The 14,900-nt window shown below is 60.4% G+C and carries 17 protein-coding genes and 1 tRNA gene; 6 read left to right on the plus strand and 12 right to left on the minus strand.

Annotated elements, in window-relative coordinates; genetic code table 11:
- Window positions 1-62 precede the first annotated feature (62 nt).
- Entirely contained in the window at window positions 63-719 is a 657-nt protein-coding gene (locus ACLD9W_RS00700; RefSeq protein ID WP_410840225.1) for an SCO family protein, read from the minus strand.
- Window positions 720-944: 225 nt separating this feature from the next.
- Between ACLD9W_RS00700 and ACLD9W_RS00705 the strand changes: the two genes are divergently transcribed.
- A tRNA-Leu gene (locus ACLD9W_RS00705) sits at window positions 945-1,029 on the plus strand.
- Window positions 1,030-1,173: 144 nt separating this feature from the next.
- On the opposite strand, the gene ACLD9W_RS00710 is transcribed toward ACLD9W_RS00705, so the two are convergent.
- The 6 genes from ACLD9W_RS00710 to ACLD9W_RS00735 form a co-directional block, all read right to left on the minus strand.
- Window positions 1,174-2,085: a MetQ/NlpA family ABC transporter substrate-binding protein gene (locus ACLD9W_RS00710; protein ID WP_410840226.1), complete on the minus strand. Its 912-nt coding sequence runs from the start codon at window positions 2,083-2,085 to the stop codon at window positions 1,174-1,176.
- Between the two features lie 189 nt (window positions 2,086-2,274).
- Window positions 2,275-2,949 (minus strand): methionine ABC transporter permease, encoded by a 675-nt coding sequence (locus ACLD9W_RS00715; protein ID WP_410840227.1) that lies wholly within the window; start codon window positions 2,947-2,949, stop codon window positions 2,275-2,277.
- On the minus strand, window positions 2,946-3,686 hold the full coding sequence (locus tag ACLD9W_RS00720; RefSeq protein ID WP_410840228.1) for a methionine ABC transporter ATP-binding protein: 741 nt from the start codon (window positions 3,684-3,686) through the stop codon (window positions 2,946-2,948). Before ACLD9W_RS00720 ends, ACLD9W_RS00715 begins: the two co-directional genes overlap by 4 nt.
- Window positions 3,687-3,943: 257 nt before the next feature.
- On the minus strand, window positions 3,944-4,879 hold the full coding sequence (locus ACLD9W_RS00725; RefSeq protein ID WP_410840229.1) for a metal ABC transporter solute-binding protein, Zn/Mn family: 936 nt from the start codon (window positions 4,877-4,879) through the stop codon (window positions 3,944-3,946).
- Window positions 4,880-4,902: 23 nt separating this feature from the next.
- The gene (locus tag ACLD9W_RS00730; protein WP_410840230.1) at window positions 4,903-5,784 is read right to left on the minus strand and encodes a metal ABC transporter permease; all 882 of its coding nucleotides are present in this window, start codon (window positions 5,782-5,784) and stop codon (window positions 4,903-4,905) included.
- A gap of 198 nt (window positions 5,785-5,982) precedes the next feature.
- Window positions 5,983-6,705 (minus strand): metal ABC transporter ATP-binding protein, encoded by a 723-nt coding sequence (locus ACLD9W_RS00735; protein ID WP_410840243.1) that lies wholly within the window; start codon window positions 6,703-6,705, stop codon window positions 5,983-5,985.
- 380 nt (window positions 6,706-7,085) lie between these two features.
- Here ACLD9W_RS00735 and ACLD9W_RS00740 point away from each other — a divergent pair, with 380 nt between their 5' ends.
- Window positions 7,086-7,388 carry a DUF2288 domain-containing protein gene (locus ACLD9W_RS00740; RefSeq protein ID WP_410840231.1) on the plus strand — a complete coding sequence of 101 codons (303 nt, stop codon included), beginning with the start codon at window positions 7,086-7,088 and terminating at the stop codon, window positions 7,386-7,388.
- Window positions 7,389-7,473: 85 nt separating this feature from the next.
- Here the strand turns inward: ACLD9W_RS00740 and ACLD9W_RS00745 are convergent, their stop codons facing one another.
- Together ACLD9W_RS00745 and ACLD9W_RS00750 are read right to left on the minus strand one after the other, a co-directional pair.
- Window positions 7,474-7,611 carry a hypothetical protein gene (locus ACLD9W_RS00745; RefSeq protein WP_395428327.1) on the minus strand — a complete coding sequence of 46 codons (138 nt, stop codon included), beginning with the start codon at window positions 7,609-7,611 and terminating at the stop codon, window positions 7,474-7,476.
- Between the two features lie 142 nt (window positions 7,612-7,753).
- Window positions 7,754-8,575 carry a class I SAM-dependent methyltransferase gene (locus ACLD9W_RS00750; RefSeq protein ID WP_410840232.1) on the minus strand — a complete coding sequence of 274 codons (822 nt, stop codon included), beginning with the start codon at window positions 8,573-8,575 and terminating at the stop codon, window positions 7,754-7,756.
- A gap of 208 nt (window positions 8,576-8,783) precedes the next feature.
- Here ACLD9W_RS00750 and ACLD9W_RS00755 point away from each other — a divergent pair, with 208 nt between their 5' ends.
- The 4 genes from ACLD9W_RS00755 (at window position 8,784) to rlmH (ending at window position 12,055) form a co-directional block, all read left to right on the plus strand.
- A complete protein-coding gene (locus tag ACLD9W_RS00755; RefSeq protein WP_410840233.1) occupies window positions 8,784-9,389 on the plus strand; it encodes a DNA glycosylase in 606 nt (201 codons plus the stop codon).
- Between the two features lie 76 nt (window positions 9,390-9,465).
- Complete coding sequence (locus tag ACLD9W_RS00760) at window positions 9,466-10,653, plus strand: acetylornithine/succinyldiaminopimelate transaminase (RefSeq protein ID WP_410840244.1); 1,188 nt, start codon at window positions 9,466-9,468, stop codon at window positions 10,651-10,653.
- Between the two features lie 245 nt (window positions 10,654-10,898).
- On the plus strand, window positions 10,899-11,480 hold the full coding sequence (gene rnhB / locus ACLD9W_RS00765; protein ID WP_410840245.1) for a ribonuclease HII: 582 nt from the start codon (window positions 10,899-10,901) through the stop codon (window positions 11,478-11,480).
- A 104-nt stretch (window positions 11,481-11,584) separates the two neighbouring features.
- A complete protein-coding gene (gene rlmH, locus ACLD9W_RS00770; RefSeq protein WP_410840234.1) occupies window positions 11,585-12,055 on the plus strand; it encodes a 23S rRNA (pseudouridine(1915)-N(3))-methyltransferase RlmH in 471 nt (156 codons plus the stop codon).
- Between the two features lie 155 nt (window positions 12,056-12,210).
- On the opposite strand, the gene ACLD9W_RS00775 is transcribed toward rlmH, so the two are convergent.
- The 3 genes from ACLD9W_RS00775 to ACLD9W_RS00785 all read right to left on the minus strand — a co-directional run.
- Window positions 12,211-13,485: an O-acetylhomoserine aminocarboxypropyltransferase/cysteine synthase family protein gene (locus tag ACLD9W_RS00775; protein ID WP_410840235.1), complete on the minus strand. Its 1,275-nt coding sequence runs from the start codon at window positions 13,483-13,485 to the stop codon at window positions 12,211-12,213.
- 106 nt (window positions 13,486-13,591) lie between these two features.
- Window positions 13,592-14,593, minus strand: coding sequence for a porphobilinogen synthase (hemB, locus tag ACLD9W_RS00780; RefSeq protein WP_410840236.1), 1,002 nt, complete (start codon window positions 14,591-14,593; stop codon window positions 13,592-13,594).
- Window positions 14,594-14,695: 102 nt separating this feature from the next.
- Window positions 14,696-14,900: hypothetical protein (locus ACLD9W_RS00785; RefSeq protein ID WP_410840237.1), on the minus strand; the 205-nt coding region annotated here is incomplete at its 5' end.

Below are 14,900 nucleotides of genomic sequence, written 5' to 3' on the forward strand. Positions count from 1 at the left end.
TTCCACGGTTGAGGCCGTCTGAAAAACGCGCGGCGGCGGTTTCAGACGGCCTGGAAAGTATTTTAGGATTGGAGCAGACGTTTGACGTCGGCGGCGATTTCGCCCGATGTTCTGCCGTAGTTTTCCATCAGCACGGTTTCGCCGTTTTTATCCAAAACGTAGGTGCCGGCGGTGTGGTCGATCAGGTAGATGTCGGCCGACTGTTCCTGCGATTTGGCCGATACTACGCGGTATTGCTGTTTGACGACGGGGATGCTTTGATCGCCGGTGGCGGTGAGGCCGATGAAGTTGGGGTTGAAGGTTTTGGCGAATTTGCCCACTACTTCGGGCGTGTCGCGGTCGGGGTCGACGCTGACGAATACCACGGCCACGTCTTTGGCCTGTTCGCCGAGCTGGCCGAGCACTTCGCTGTAGGTCAGCAGGCTGGTGGGGCAGACGTCGGGACAGTTGGTGTAGCCGAAGGTGAGCAGCACGACTTTGCCTTTCAGGCTGCTGAGGGTAAAGGGTTTGCCGTCGCCGTCGGTCAGCGTGAAATCGCCGCCGATGTCGTCTTTTTGTACGTTGGTGCCGAAAAAACCGCCCTGTGCTTGAGATTTCGGTGCGGAAGCGGCGGGGACTTCCTGTGCCTGCGAAGCGGCGGGTGCGTTGTTTTGCGCGGTTTCCTGCGAGCAGGCGGCAAGCAGGAGGGTGCTCAGCAGGGCAAGGTAACGGTGTTTCATGGTCAGACCTTTCGCAAGTGGACAAAATCGCCGCAATCTTACCGTGTTTCGGGCGGCAGGGGAATGAAACTGCGAGAAAAAGTAAAGGAAAGTTGATTTGGGCAAAGTTTTTTGTTTGGGGAAAATCGTTTTTTTGTTCAATGCATTGGGCTGTATTTCCCGTAAAATCCATCCGTGCTGCTTTACAAGCGGTTTTTTTTCGCTATAATCGCGCCTTTCATACCTGCCCGGGTGGTGAAATTGGTAGACACAGGAGACTCAAAATCTCCCGCCGAAAGGTGTGTCGGTTCGAGTCCGACCCCGGGCACCACAAACCGCTTCGAGCGGTTATTTTTTTGTCCGGCATTTAGGTCGCGTGGATGGCCTGCTTTTGCGGGTGCGGTAGAAGGTTTGGAAAAAGGCCGTCTGAAAAACTCTGTCGGGAGTTTTCAGACGGCCTTTTTGTCATGCCGGCTTATTTGGCGGCAGAGGCGGCGGAAGCGGCTTCTGCTTTGGCGCCTGCGGCGGCGTTTTCACCCCAGGAGGCGGGGTACTTGTAGCCGGCGAAGCGCTGGTGTGCGTAGGTTTTGAATTCGTCGGAGTTGTAGGCGGATTCGATGTCTTTCACCCATTTGGCGTCTTTGTCGGCAGTGCGCACGGCAGACCAGTTGACGTAGGCGAAGCTGGGTTCTTGGAACAGGGCTTCGGTGAGTTTCATGCCGCTGCTCATGGCGTAGTTGCCGTTGACGATGGCGAAGTCGACGTCTTGGCGGCTGCGCGGCAGGTTGGCGGCTTCCATTTCGACAAACTCGATGTTTTTGCTGTTTTCGGCGATGTCGGCACGCGAGGCTTTGAGCGGGTCGATGCCGTCTTTGAGTTTGATCCAGCCCAATTCGTCCATCATCACCAGCGCACGGGCGAGGTTGGAGGGGTCGTTGGGGATGGCGACGGTGCTGCCGTCTTTCACTTCTTCGAGTTTGGCCAGTTTGCCCGGGTAGATGCCCAAGGGGGCGGTAGGCACTTGGAAGACTTCGGTAAGGTCGAGGTTGTGTTCGGCTTTGAAGGAGTCGAGATAGGGTTTGTGCTGGAAGATGTTGATGTCGATCTCGTTTTCGGCCAGGGCTTTGTTGGGGGTGACGTAGTCGGGAAATTCGGTGAGGCTGACGGTGTAGCCTTGTTTTTCCAGCATGGGTTTGATTTGTTCTTTGACCATGTCGCCGAAATCGCCCGGAGTCGTGCCGAAGCGGAGTTCGCTTTTGGCGGCGGTTTCTGCGGCGGGGGCGCTGCCGGCCGTGCCGGAGGCGGCGTTATCGGCGGACTGGCTGCCGCAGGCTGCAAGGCCGAAGCCGAGGGCTGCGGCGAGAGTGAGTTTGACGAATGCGTTCATAAATAATCTCCTATGGGTGGGTGTGGGTGCCGCGGTGTTGCGGCGTTTTTTTCAGACGGCCTTTTGCAGGACGCCGGAATGGTGCGGCCGTCTGAAAGCGGATTGGGTGCGTTCGCGGCCGGTTGCGGATTTTAAACGGTTTGCGTGCGGGCGCAAACGGGTTTCAGACGGCCTTCCCGGGTGCGCGGGCTAGCGTTTGTCCGCTTTGACCGACAGGTAGTTGCCGAGGCTTTGGACGACGATGACGATGGCGCTGAGCAGGGCGACGACGGCGGCCATGACTTCGGGCATGTAGCGCTGGTGGCCGTAGCGGATGCCGAGGTCGCCGATGCCGCCGCCGCCGATGAGGCCGGCGGCGGCGCTCTCGCCGAGAATGGCGATCATGAGGATGGTGATGCTGAGGATGAGGCCGGCGCGGGCTTCGTTTATCAGCACTTTGAAGATGATGGTTGACGGTTTGGCGCCCATGGCCTGTGCGGCTTCGATCACGCCTTTGGACACTTCGTTGAGGTTTTGTTCGACAAGTCGGGCGAAATAGAAGCTGGCGGCGATGGAGAGGGAGACGCAGGCGGCTAGGGGGCCGAAGGATGTGCCGACGATGGTGCGGGTGAGCGGCATGAGCACAATCATCAGGATGACGAAGGGGAAGGCGCGCATGAAGCTGACCAGCCAGCTGACGATACGGTTGAGCGGCGGGTTGGCGAATATCTGGCCGCGCGCGCTGGTGAAGAGCCAGATGCCGAGCGCGCCGCCGGCGATGACGGCGATGGTGGCGGAAACGCCGACCATGACGAGGGTCTGCTGGATGGCTTTTTGGAATTCGGGCAGCAGGGATTGCAGATTTTCGAGGGCGTTGCGGTTCATAGTTCTTCCGTAATCAGTTCGCGGCCGATGTCGGTGCGGGCGAGGATTTGGCGGTCGCGCACGTCGGCCACTTCGAGGAGGCGGCCTTGGTGCAGCAGGGCGGTGCGGCGGCACAGGCGGCGGATGACGTTCATTTCGTGGGTGACGATGACGATGGTGACGTGGAAGCGGCGGTTGATGTCTTCGAGGCATTCGAGCACGCTGCGGGTGGTGGCGGGATCGAGTGCGGAGGTGGGCTCGTCGGCCAGAATCACTTTGGGGTTGGGGGCGAGGGCGCGGGCGATGCCGACGCGTTGTTTCTGCCCGCCGGAGAGCTGGGCGGGGTAGTGGTGCGCGCGGTCGGACAGGCCGACGATTTCCAGGCATTCTTTGACGCGCACGGCGGTTTTTTCAGACGGCCATCTTGCGATTTCGAGGGGGAAGGCGACGTTGCCGGACACGGTGCGGTTGGACAGGAGGTTGAACTGCTGGAACACCATGCCGATGTTTTGCCGCGTACGGCGCAGTTGGGCGGGTGTCATGGCGGTGAGGTCTTCGCCGCCGACGAGGACGCGGCCGGAATCGGGGCGCTCCAATAGGTTGATGAGGCGCAGCAGGGTGGATTTGCCTGCTCCCGAATAGCCCATCAGGCCGAAGATTTCGCCCTGTCCGATGTCGAGGCTGGTGGGTTCGACGGCGGTAAACCATTGTTTGTCGCGCGTTTGGTAGCGTTTGGAGACCCTGTCGAGAGTAATCATTGTGTCGTTTCCGGATAAAACAAAGCCCGATGTGGAACACAGCGGGCTTAAAAAAATAACAGCTTAAATCGAAAAACTCTGTAACGCTTTAGCTGTTTTAACGCCCGCAAGCTGTGTCAAATCGGCGTATACATCAAGTTTCGTGATTAAAACGCAAGTTTGGGTAAATGTCAAACCTTCTCATCGGCTGTGTTGTGCAACAGGTATAGAAGGCCGTCTGAAAATCGGTTTCAGACGGCCTTCTGTCTTGTGCCGCTTTATTTCATGGCTTTGGCGAGGGCGTCGACGTTGTGGCGGATCATGCCGGTGTAGGTGTCGGCGGGCGGGGTTTTGCTCAGGGCGTCGGAATAGAGTTTGCCGCCGACTGTGCTGCCGGACTCTTTGGCGATGCGTTCGAGCATGCGGGAGTCTTTGATGTTTTCGGCAAACACGGCTTTGATGCCTTCCTGTTTGACCTGGCGGATGAGGGCGGCGACGTGTTTGGCGGAGGGTTCGGCTTCGGTGTTGATGCCCTGCGGTGCGTAGAATTTGATGTTGTAGCGGCGTCCCATGTAGCCGAAGGCTTCGTGGCCGGTGAGGACTTTGCGGCGGGCGGCGGGGACGGCGTCGAATTTGCCTTTGGCGTAGGCGTCGAGCTGTTGCAGCTCTTTGCCGTAGTTTTGCAGGCGTTGGCTGTAATGGGCTTTGTTTTGCGGGTCGGCTTGGATGAGGGCGTCGGCGACGTTGGCGGCGTATTTCTGCATCAGCGAGGGGTCGCTCCAAACGTGCGGGTCGTAGGCGCCGTGGTGGTGGTGTTCGTGGCCGTGGTCGTGATCATGGCCGTGGTCGTGATCATGGCCGTGGTGGTCGTGATCGTGGTCGTGATCGGCTTCGATGGCTTTGATGCCGGCGGCGGCTTCGGCGTAGCGCACTTTGCTCTGCTGCACGGCGCGGGTCATTTCGCCGGACTCGAAGCCGAGGCCGTTGAGCAGCACGAGTTTGGCGGCGCGGATTTTTTTCAAATCGCCGCTGGTGAGGCGGTAGACGTGCGAGTCCTGATCCGCGCCGACGAGGTTGGTGACGGCGATTTTGTCGCCGCCGATTTGTTTGGCGACGTCGCCCAAAATGCTGAAGCTGCTGACAACATTGAGCGGTTCGGCGTTGGCCGCGCCGGCAATCAGGAGGGCGAGGAGGGCGGGTTTCCAGTGTTTCATGTTTGTTCCTTTTCGACGGGGGTTTAGAAGGTTTTGTGGCGGCTGCGGCGCAGCTGCTTGGTGAGTACGCCGCCTTCGCTGCCGATGAGCACGGAGAGGGCGTACCAGCCGCCGCAGAAGAGGATGATGGCCGGGCCGGAGGGGATTTCAACGTGGTAGGAAAACAGCAGTCCGGCCAGGCCGCACAGCAGGGCGAAGACAACGGACAGCAGCATCAGCATGCCCATGTTGCGCGCCCACAGGCGGGCGGTAATCGCCGGAATCATCATCAGGCCGACGGCCATCAGTGTGCCGAGCGCTTGGAAACCGGCAACGAGGTTCATCACCACCAGCACGAGGAAAATCAGGTGCCACAGCGCGCCTTTGCCGTTTACCGCCTTTAAAAACAGCGGGTCTATGCTTTCGAGCAGCAGCGGGCGGTAGATGACGGCGAGGGTGAGGATGGTGGCGCTGGCGACGAGGGCGACGAGGGTGAGGGCGCTCAGATCGACGGCGAGTATCGAGCCGAACAGAAGGTGCAGCAGGTCGATATTGCTGCCGCCCATGCTCACCAGCAAAACGCCGACGGCAAGGCTGGTGAGGTAGAAGGCGGCGAAGTTGGCGTCTTCCTTCAAATCGGTGAAACGGCTCACCAGCCCCGCCAGCAGCGCCATCACCATGCCGGCGACAAAACCGCCCGCGCTCATGGCGGGCAGGCTGAGGCCGCCGAGCATATAGCCGACGGCCGCGCCGGGCAGCACGGCGTGTCCCAGCGCGTCACCGACCAGGCTCATGCGCCGCATAACGAGAAACACGCCCACCGGCGCGGCGCTCAGGGCGAGGAACACCACCGAGGCGAGTGCGTGGCGCATAAAGTCAAATTCGGCGAACGGCTCGATCAGCCATTCGTAAAGGGGGAGTGTCATATGTGTTTGTTGTTATCGTGTTCGGGATAGAGGCCGTCTGAAAGCCGGAAACGTTTTATAGTGAGCCAACACAAAAATCTACGGCGGTGCTGCGCCTCGCCGTACTATCTGTACTGTCTTCGGCTTGCTGCCTTGTACCTTTCCGTGTTTGTTTCACTATAACTTCGTTGAAGCCGTGCTTTCAGACGGCCTTCGCACTCAGGCGGCGCACCACTGCGCGTAGTCGTAACGCTGCATGGCCTCGTTGGCCTGTTGCAGATAGCCCTCGGTCAGCACGTCCTCGGTTTTGCCCGCCATGATTTTTTCCCGCGCAATCAGCAGCGTGTTGGGAAAATAGGCGCGCACTTGTTCGTAGTCGTGCAACACGGCAATCACCGCCTGGTGTTCGGCGTTGCACTGGCGCAGCACGTCGAGCAGGGCGTAGGTCGTTTTCGCGTCCACCGCGTTGAAGGGTTCGTCGAGCAGCAGGAATTTGGCGTTCTGCGCCAGCATCCGCGCAAACAGCACGCGCTGGAACTGGCCGTTGGACAGGTGGGCGATCTGGCGGTGGGCAAATTCGGCCATTTCCACCCGTGCCAGCGCCTGCATCACGCGCTCCTTCTGCGCGGCGCTAACGCGGCCGAAAAAGCCGATTTCGTACCACAGCCCCATCGCCGCCAGCTCGAACACCGTCATCGGCTGGCTGCGGTCGATGTCGGCCTGCTGCGGCAGATAGGCGATGTCGCTGCGGCGCAGGCCGTGCCACGACACCTTGCCCGTGCTGCATTCGATCAGGCGCATCACGGCTTTGAGCAGCGTCGATTTGCCCGCGCCGTTGGGGCCGAACACCGCCCACATCGAAGCGTTGTCGAAACGCATGTCCACATGGTGCACGGCCGGTTTGCGCTGGTAGCTGACGGTGAGGTTTTCCACTTCGATCATGACGATGCCGCCCAAAAATAAACACCCCACACCACGGCCAAAGCCGCCGCCGCCAGAAGCAGCCGTTGGAGTAATCCGCTGAGTAATAGATTCATTGTCGTATGTTCCCGCGCGCGGCGGGCGGTGCAGACGGCCTGCCGCCTGCGGAGGTTTGTCGGAATGTGTTTTCAGACGGCCTTCACGAAATATGGCGGCGTCGAAAAAGGCGTGATGATACGGTGTAACACTTTTTTTGTAAATCCGACCGCGCGCACTTTTTGCGGCGGAGGCCGTTCCCGCCTACGCGGAAATAACGTTTCTGAAAAAGCAAAAACGAGCCGAGGCAGCGGCCGTCTGGGGCTTTGGCTATAATCGCCGCTTTTTGACATGGGATGCAGCCGATGACCGAACCGCTTTTAAACGACAAACTCAACCTCGAAACAGCCCGCATCGCTTGGGCAGACCTGCAAAGCCATTTCGCGCGCGGCGCGGCGGTATATGTGTCGCCCGATGTCGATTTGATTGCCGCCGCGCGGCTGGTGGCCGACGACGACCGCGAAGCCGTCGCCCGCCTGATGGAGGCGGGGAAATTCGGCCTGGTGACGGAAGAACAGGCGCGGCGTTTTTATGCCGACAAGCAGGAAATGTGGGCGGTGGTGGTCGCGCCGTGGGTGCTGGTGCAGCCGGTGCGTGAGGCCGTCTGAAAAAACGCAGGCCGCAAACGAAAAAGGCCGTCTGAAAACCCGAATCGGTTTTTCAGACGGCCTTTTGGCGCGTCAGACGCGGAACTCAGATTTTGCACGCGCCGCCGGGGCAGGAATCGTCGTCGCTGTCGCTGTCGAATCCGCCTTCTACGGCCACGTCGTCAAAACCGGCCAATGCGTCGTCGAGGTTGTCCATGGCGCTGTCGAAATCGGTATCTTCCATTTTGCTGCTCCTGATTGTGTTGCGGGATAAGGGCGCGCATTCTACCGAAGCGGCGGCTTGGCGGCAAAAGGTCGTCTGAAAACCGGTTTTAACTTCGTTGAAACGGTGCTTTCAGACGGCCTTTTGCCATGTCTGCGCGGCCTCAAAGCTGTATCCGCATCAGCCGCATATCCATGTTTTCACGTCCCCATTTGGTTTTATAAATCAGGCGCAGGATAAAGGGATAGCGCGGGGCGCAGATGCTGCTCAGGCCGATTTCTTCAACCAGGCGGCTGCCGGGGGCGAGTTTGAGCACGTCATCGGCACTGCCCACGCCCCAGCGGAATTCGGGCGGCGTTTCGCCCATTTGCCGCAGCGCGTCGTGCTGCTGGGCGCGGCCGACCATTTTTTTAAACAGCGTATCCAGCACAATCTGCGTGCCGGGCAGTTTGCGCTGCACCATTTGGAAAAACGCCTGCACCTGCGCTTCTTCAAAATACATCAGCACGCCTTCAATCACCAGCAGCACGGGTTTGCCGTGCGCGGCTACGGTGTCCGTCCAGCTCTCGTCAAACATGGATACGCCCAGATAACGGTTGCTCGACTCGGGCAGCATCATCCGCCGCACTTCAATCACTTCGGGCAAGTCCAAGTCGTACCACGCGGTAACGGCGGGTCTGCCCATGCGCTCGTAGCGCGCGTCCAAACCCGCCCCGAGCTGCACCACCACGGCATCGGGATGCCCGTCGATAAAACGCTGCGCCATTTCGTCGAGTATCCGCGCCCGCCCGCAGCAGCCGACTTGCGATGCTTTGACTTTGGCAAAGGGGGTGAAGTCGTAATCAATCATGTCCAGCATCCGCGCGGCTTCTTTGTCGTGCAGGATGGCATCCGGCCGCTCATATTCGACGGCTTTTGCCCACAGGGGAATCAGCATGGTGGCGGATAACACGGTGATGTCTTTTGGGGAAATTTTCTCGCTCATTTGTAGTCTCCAAAATCAGGCAAACGGGAACGGTTTGCGTTTTTTCACTATACGCCGCCGCTCCCCGCCTGCCAACTGCGGCGGGCGCGGGAGGCCGTTCCCTCCTGCTCGGGAATGACGTTCCTGAACGCGGCGCGGTTGTCAACGGCGCGCGGGGCGTGTTTCAATCCGCCGATGCCGTCTGAAACCCCTTTTGAAAGGAAAAACCATGTCCGAGTCTGCCGACCAACCTGTTATCGAAACCCGCCCCTTCCCGCCTTTTCTGCCGCCGCAAGCCACGGTGATGCTGATGGGCACTTTCCCGCCCGCAGGCGAAAAGCGGTCGATGGAATTTCACTATCCCAATTTCCAAAACGATATGTGGCGCGTATACGGGCTGGTGTTTTTCAATGACGCGGCACACTTTCAGAAGCCGTCTGAAAAAGCGTTTGACGCCGACAAAATCAAAGCGTTTTTAACCGAACGCGGCATCGCCTCCTGCCCCACCGTCTACAAAGCCATCCGCGAACACGGCAACGCATCCGACAAATTCCTGAAAGTGGTCGAACCTGTTGATTTGCAGGACGTGTTAAGCCAAATGCCCGCCTGCCGCCACATTGCTACCACAGGCGGCAAAGCCACGGAAATCCTGCTCGGCATACAGGGCGGTGGCATCAAAATGCCCAAAACGGGCGAAACCGTGCCCTTTCCCTATGCCGGCCGCGAACTCACCCTCACGCGCCTGCCGTCCACCTCCCGCGCCTATCCTTTGAGCCTGCAGAAAAAAGCCGCTGCCTACCGCGCCTTCTTTCAGACGGCCGGGCTGCTTGGATAAACCGAACATGGCGGCGCATAATGCCGCCTTTCTCCATAAAGGCCGTCTGAAACCCGTCCGACAAAGGAAACCCGCCATGCAAAACTACCTCACGCCCAACTTCTCCTTCGCCCCCGTCATTCCCGAGCGCGGACTCGGCAGCCGCGTGTGGGACAACGAAGGGCGCGAATACATCGACCTCGCCGGCGGCATCGCCGTCAACGCCCTCGGCCACTGCCATCCCGCCCTCGTCGCCGCCCTGAACGATCAGGCGCAAAAACTCTGGCACATCTCCAACATCTACACCACCGAACCCGCGCAAAACCTCGCCCGCCGCCTCGTCGAACACACCTTTGCCGACAAAGTCTTCTTCTGCAACTCCGGCGCCGAAGCCAACGAAGCCGCCCTCAAACTCGCCCGCAAACACGCCCGCGACACCTTCGGCGCACACAAACACCAAATCGTCGCCTGCACCAACGCCTTCCACGGCCGCACCCTCTTCACCGTCTCCGTCGGCGGCCAGCCCAAATACAGCCGCGACTTCGCCCCCCTGCCCGAAGGCATCGTCCACATCCCCTTCAATGACCCCGCCGCCCTCGCCGCCGCCGTTAACGAAGACACCTGCGCCGTCATCATCGAACCCGTGCAGGGCGAAAGCGGCGTCCTGCCCGCCACACCCGAATTCCTGCACGCCGCCCGCGAACTGTGCGACCGCTTCGGCGCCGCCCTCATCTTCGACGAAGTGCAAACCGGCATGGGGCGCACCGGCAAACTCTTCGCCTATGAGCACACAGGCGTTACCCCCGACATCCTCACCAGCGCCAAAGCCCTCGGCAGTGGCTTCCCCCTCGCCGCCATGCTCACCACCGACCGTCTCGCCCCCGCCTTCGCCCCCGGCACGCACGGCAGCACCTTCGGCGGCAACCCCCTGGCCTGCGCCGTCGGCTGCGCCGCCTTCGACCTCATCCACCGCGAAGACACCCGCGCCAACACCCGCCGCCAAGGCACAGCCCTCACCGCCGCCCTCGAAACGCTCGGCCGCGACACCGGCATCTTCCAAAGCGTGCGCGGACAAGGCTTGCTCATCGGCTGCGTCCTCGCCGAACCCTACGCGGGCAAAGCCGCCGAACTCACCGCCGCCGCCCTGCGCCACGGTCTGATGATCCTCGTCGCCGGCGCAAACGTCCTCCGCCTCGCCCCCTCACTGCTGCTCACCGACGAAGACCGCGAAGCCGCCATTCCCCGCCTCGCAGCAGCGGTGAAAGAATGGCTGCAAACGCAGTAAAACCCCGTTTCAGACGGCCTCCGATGCCGCCTGTGATGCATACCGGTTAAGGCCGTCTGAAACTTAAGGCCGTCTGAAACGCCGCTTTCAGACGGCCTTGTTCCCTCTTACGCGCGGGCGCAGGGGAGGGGCTTGATACGCGGCGGGATTTTCGCTTTCAGACGGCCTTTTCAGACGGCCTTGACAGCGCCGCGCCGCACGTTATCCTTGCGCGTTTTTGCAAACGGGAGGCGGCTGTGGTGCGGATAGTGTGTGCGGGTGTGGACGAGGCGGGGCGCGGGCCGCTGGCGGGCAGCGTGTTTGCCGCCGCCGTGGTTTTGCCGGAAACATACGATTTGCCGGGGCTGACCGACTCGAAAAAGCTCAGCGAGAAAAAACGCGACGATCTGGCATCGCGCATCAAGGCGCAGGCGCTTGCGTGGAGCATCGCCTCGGCGGACACGGACGAAATCGCCGAACTGAACATTCTGCACGCGGCGATGCTGGCGATGCGCCGCGCGGTGGCGGGGCTGGCGCTAGTGCCCGACAAAATCCTTATCGACGGCAACCGCGTGCCGCCCGATCTGCCCGCGCCTGCCGAGGCGGTGGTAAAGGGCGACAGCAAAATCATCGAGATTTCCGCCGCTTCGGTGCTGGCGAAAACGGCGCGCGACGCGGAAATGTATGCGTTGGCAAAACGTTTCCCGCAATACGGCTTTGAGCGGCACAAGGGCTACGGCACGGCGGAACACCTTGCCGCGCTCAAACGTTTCGGCGTGCTGCCCGAACACCGCCGCGACTTCGCGCCCGTGCGCGAAATACTGGCGCAGGGGCGGCTGTTTGAATAAGGATCGGAGGCCGTCTGAAAAACGTGTTTCCCCGTTTTTCAGACGGCCTGCGGCACAAACAGGCTTTGAGGCCGTCTGAAAACAGAAAAAAGGACAGGATAAAGATGAATATTACGGTGTTGGCCGTCGGCACGAAGATGCCGCGCTGGGTGGACGAGGCGGTGAACGAATACGCCAAGCGCTTCGGCCGCGATGTGGATTATGTGTTGAAGGAAATCAAACCCGAAAAGCGCGGCGCGGGCGTGAACGCGGCGCAGGGCATGGCGGCGGAGGAAAAACGCATCCTCGACGCACTGCCTGCGGGGGCGCTGGTTGTGGCGCTGGACGAGCGCGGCAAAGCGCCGACCTCGGTGGATCTGGCGGCTTATCTGCAAAGCTGGCGGCAGAACGGCGAACATGTCTGCTTTCTGATCGGCGGCGCCGACGGCATGACCGACGCGCTCAAAAGCCGCGCCGCGCTGCTGCTGCGCCTGTCGAGCCTGACACTGCCGCACGGCATGGTGCGCGTGCTGCTGACCGAGCAGCTCTACCGCGCAGTGTCGATTCTGAACAATCATCCCTACCATCGGGAATAGGGTGCGGAGAGGCCGTCTAAAAAAGGGTTTCAGACGGCCTCCGAATGTTTTTCCGTACGTTTTTCCGTTCCGCCGCAAGTCTGCGTGGCAATGTGAAGCAAAAGGCCGTCTGAAACCGCAATCGGGTTTCAGACGGCCTTTTTACGGCTGCCCGTTTATTTGGCGGCGGCGAGCGCCTGTGCCAAATCGGCGAGCAAGTCGTCGATGTGTTCGATGCCGACCGACAGACGCACCATGTCTTCGCCGACGCCTGCGGCTTGCAGCTCTTCGGGCGATAGCTGGCGGTGGGTGGTGCTCGCGGGATGGGTGGCCAGCGATTTGGCGTCGCCGATGTTCACCAGACGCAGGAAGAGTTGCAGTGCGTCGATGAATTTTGCCCCTGCTTCGCGTCCGCCCTTGATGCCGAAGCTGAGCAGGCCGGAGGCTTTGCCGCCGTAGTCGCGGTCGATCAGTGCTTTGTAGGGGCTGTTGTCCAAAGCGGGGTAGTTGACCCAGGCGACTTGCGGGTGGTTTTGCAGGTAGCGGGCGACGGCGAGGGCGTTTTCGCAATGGCGCTCCATACGCAGGGCAAGCGTTTCCAGTCCTTGCAGCAGCAAAAAGGCGCTCATCGGGCTGAGTGCGGCGCCGGTGTTGCGCAGCGGTACGACGCGGGCGCGGGCGATGTAGGCGGCGGCGCCGAAGTGTTCGCTGTAATTGACACCGTGGTAGGAGGGGTCGGGCTGGTTCAGGATGGCATCGAAGCGCGGGTTGCCCGCCCAGGCGAATTTGCCGCTGTCGATAATCGCGCCGCCGATGGTGGTGCCGTGGCCGCCGATGTATTTGGTCAGCGACTGGATGACGATGTCGGCGCCGTGTTCGATGGGGCGGTAGAGGGCAGGGGAGGGGACGGTGTTGTCGACCATTAGCGGCAGACCCTGCGCGTGTGCGGCAGCGGCAAAGGCGGGGATGTCGATAACGTTGATGGCGGGGTTGCCGATGGATTCGGCGTAAACGAGGCGGGTGCGGGCGTCGGCAAGCGCGGCGATTTGTTCGGGTTTGTCGGGATCGACAAAGCGCACTTTGATGCCCTGCTGCGGCAGGGTGTGGGCGAAGTAGTTGTAGGTGCCGCCGTAGAGGGTTTTGGTGGCGATGATGTTGTCGCCCGCCTGCGCGATGGTTTGCACGGCGTAGGTGATGGCGGCCATGCCGCTTGCCACCGCCAGCGCGGCGATGCCGCCTTCAAGCTGCGCGAGTCGCTCTTCGAGCACGGCGGTGGTGGGGTTCATGATGCGGGTGTAGATGTTGCCCGCGACGTTGAGGTTGAAGAGGTCGGCGCCGTGTTGGGTATCGTCGAAGGTGTAGGAGGTGGTTTGGTAGACGGGCACGGCGGCGGCGCGGGTGGAGGGGTCGGAACGGTAGCCGGCGTGCAGGGCGATGGTTTCGCGTTTCATGGCGGTTTCCTTCTAGGAAAAACAGCAGGTTTATGGATAGGGGATGAGTAAAGTAGACAAAAGGCCGTCTGAAAAACCTGGTTTCGGGTTTTCAGACGGCCTTTTGTCAGCGGCGGAGCTGTTTGGCAGCTTCAATGGCGTAGTAAGTCAAGATGCCGTCGGCGCCGGCGCGTTTGAATGCGAGCAGGCTTTCTAAGATAACTTTGTCGCCGTCGAGCCAGCCGTTTTGGATGGCGGCCTGCAGCATGGCGTATTCGCCGGAGACTTGGTAGGCGTAGGTTGGTACGCCGAACTCGTCTTTGACACGGCGCACGATGTCGAGATACGGCAGGCCGGGTTTCACCATCACCATGTCTGCGCCCTCTTGGATGTCGAGGGCGATTTCGTGCAGGGCTTCGTTGCTGTTGGCCGGATCCATCTGGTAGGTTTTTTTGTCGGCTTTGCCGAGATTGCCGCTGCTGCCGACGGCATCGCGGAACGGGCCGTAAAAGGCGGAGGCGTATTTGGCGGAGTAAGCCATGATACGGGTGTGGATGTGGCCTGCGTCCTCGAGGGCTTCGCGGATGGCGAGGATGCGGCCGTCCATCATGTCGGACGGGGCGACAACCTGCGCGCCTGCATCGGCGTGGCACAGGGCTTGGCGCACCAATACTTCGATGGTTTCGTCGTTAAGCACATAGCCGTCTGAATCGGTGAGGCCGTCTTGGCCGTGCACGGTATAGGGGTCGAGCGCGATGTCGGTCATGATGCCCAGCTCGGGAAACCGCTCGCACAGGGCGCGGACAACGGTGGGTACGAGGCCTTCGGGGTTGTAGGCTTCTTCGGCGGCGGCGGTTTTGTTGCGGGTAACGACGGGGAACAGCGCGAGCATGGGGATGCCGAGTTTGACGGCTTCTTCGGCGGTAAAAAGCAGTTTGTCGAGGCTTTGGCGTTTCACGCCGGGCATGGACGGGATGTTTTCTTCCTGTCCGCTGCCTTCGAGTACGAACACAGGGTAAATCAAGTCGTCGGCGGTAAGCGTGTGTTCGCGCATGAGGCGGCGGGAGAAGTCGTCTTTGCGCATGCGGCGCATGCGGGTGGCAGAAACGTAACGCGGCGGAAAATTCATCGGTATTCCTTTTGTATGGTCGGTAGTCAAAATAAAAGGGCGGATTATACGCCCGCCAATCCGCATGGGCAGAATCTGATTGAACGGTGTAAGAAAATTTCTTTACGAAACATTGGTGTTTTTGAAACGTTCGAAATATTTCCGCACAAAAGCTTGCAAAGGGTTTCGGGGTTCTGTATAGTTCACGTCTTCGCTGCTTTGACAGCGCTGTTCTTTAACAAAACGATTACCGATAAGTGTGAGTGCGCGAGCCTCACACTGCGACAAAAACAGACAGAAGATGTTTAACATTGGCTGTCGGTTTCTT

It is taken from the genome of Neisseria sp. WLZKY-1 (assembly GCF_046546535.1).
Taxonomy (GTDB): domain Bacteria; phylum Pseudomonadota; class Gammaproteobacteria; order Burkholderiales; family Neisseriaceae; genus Neisseria.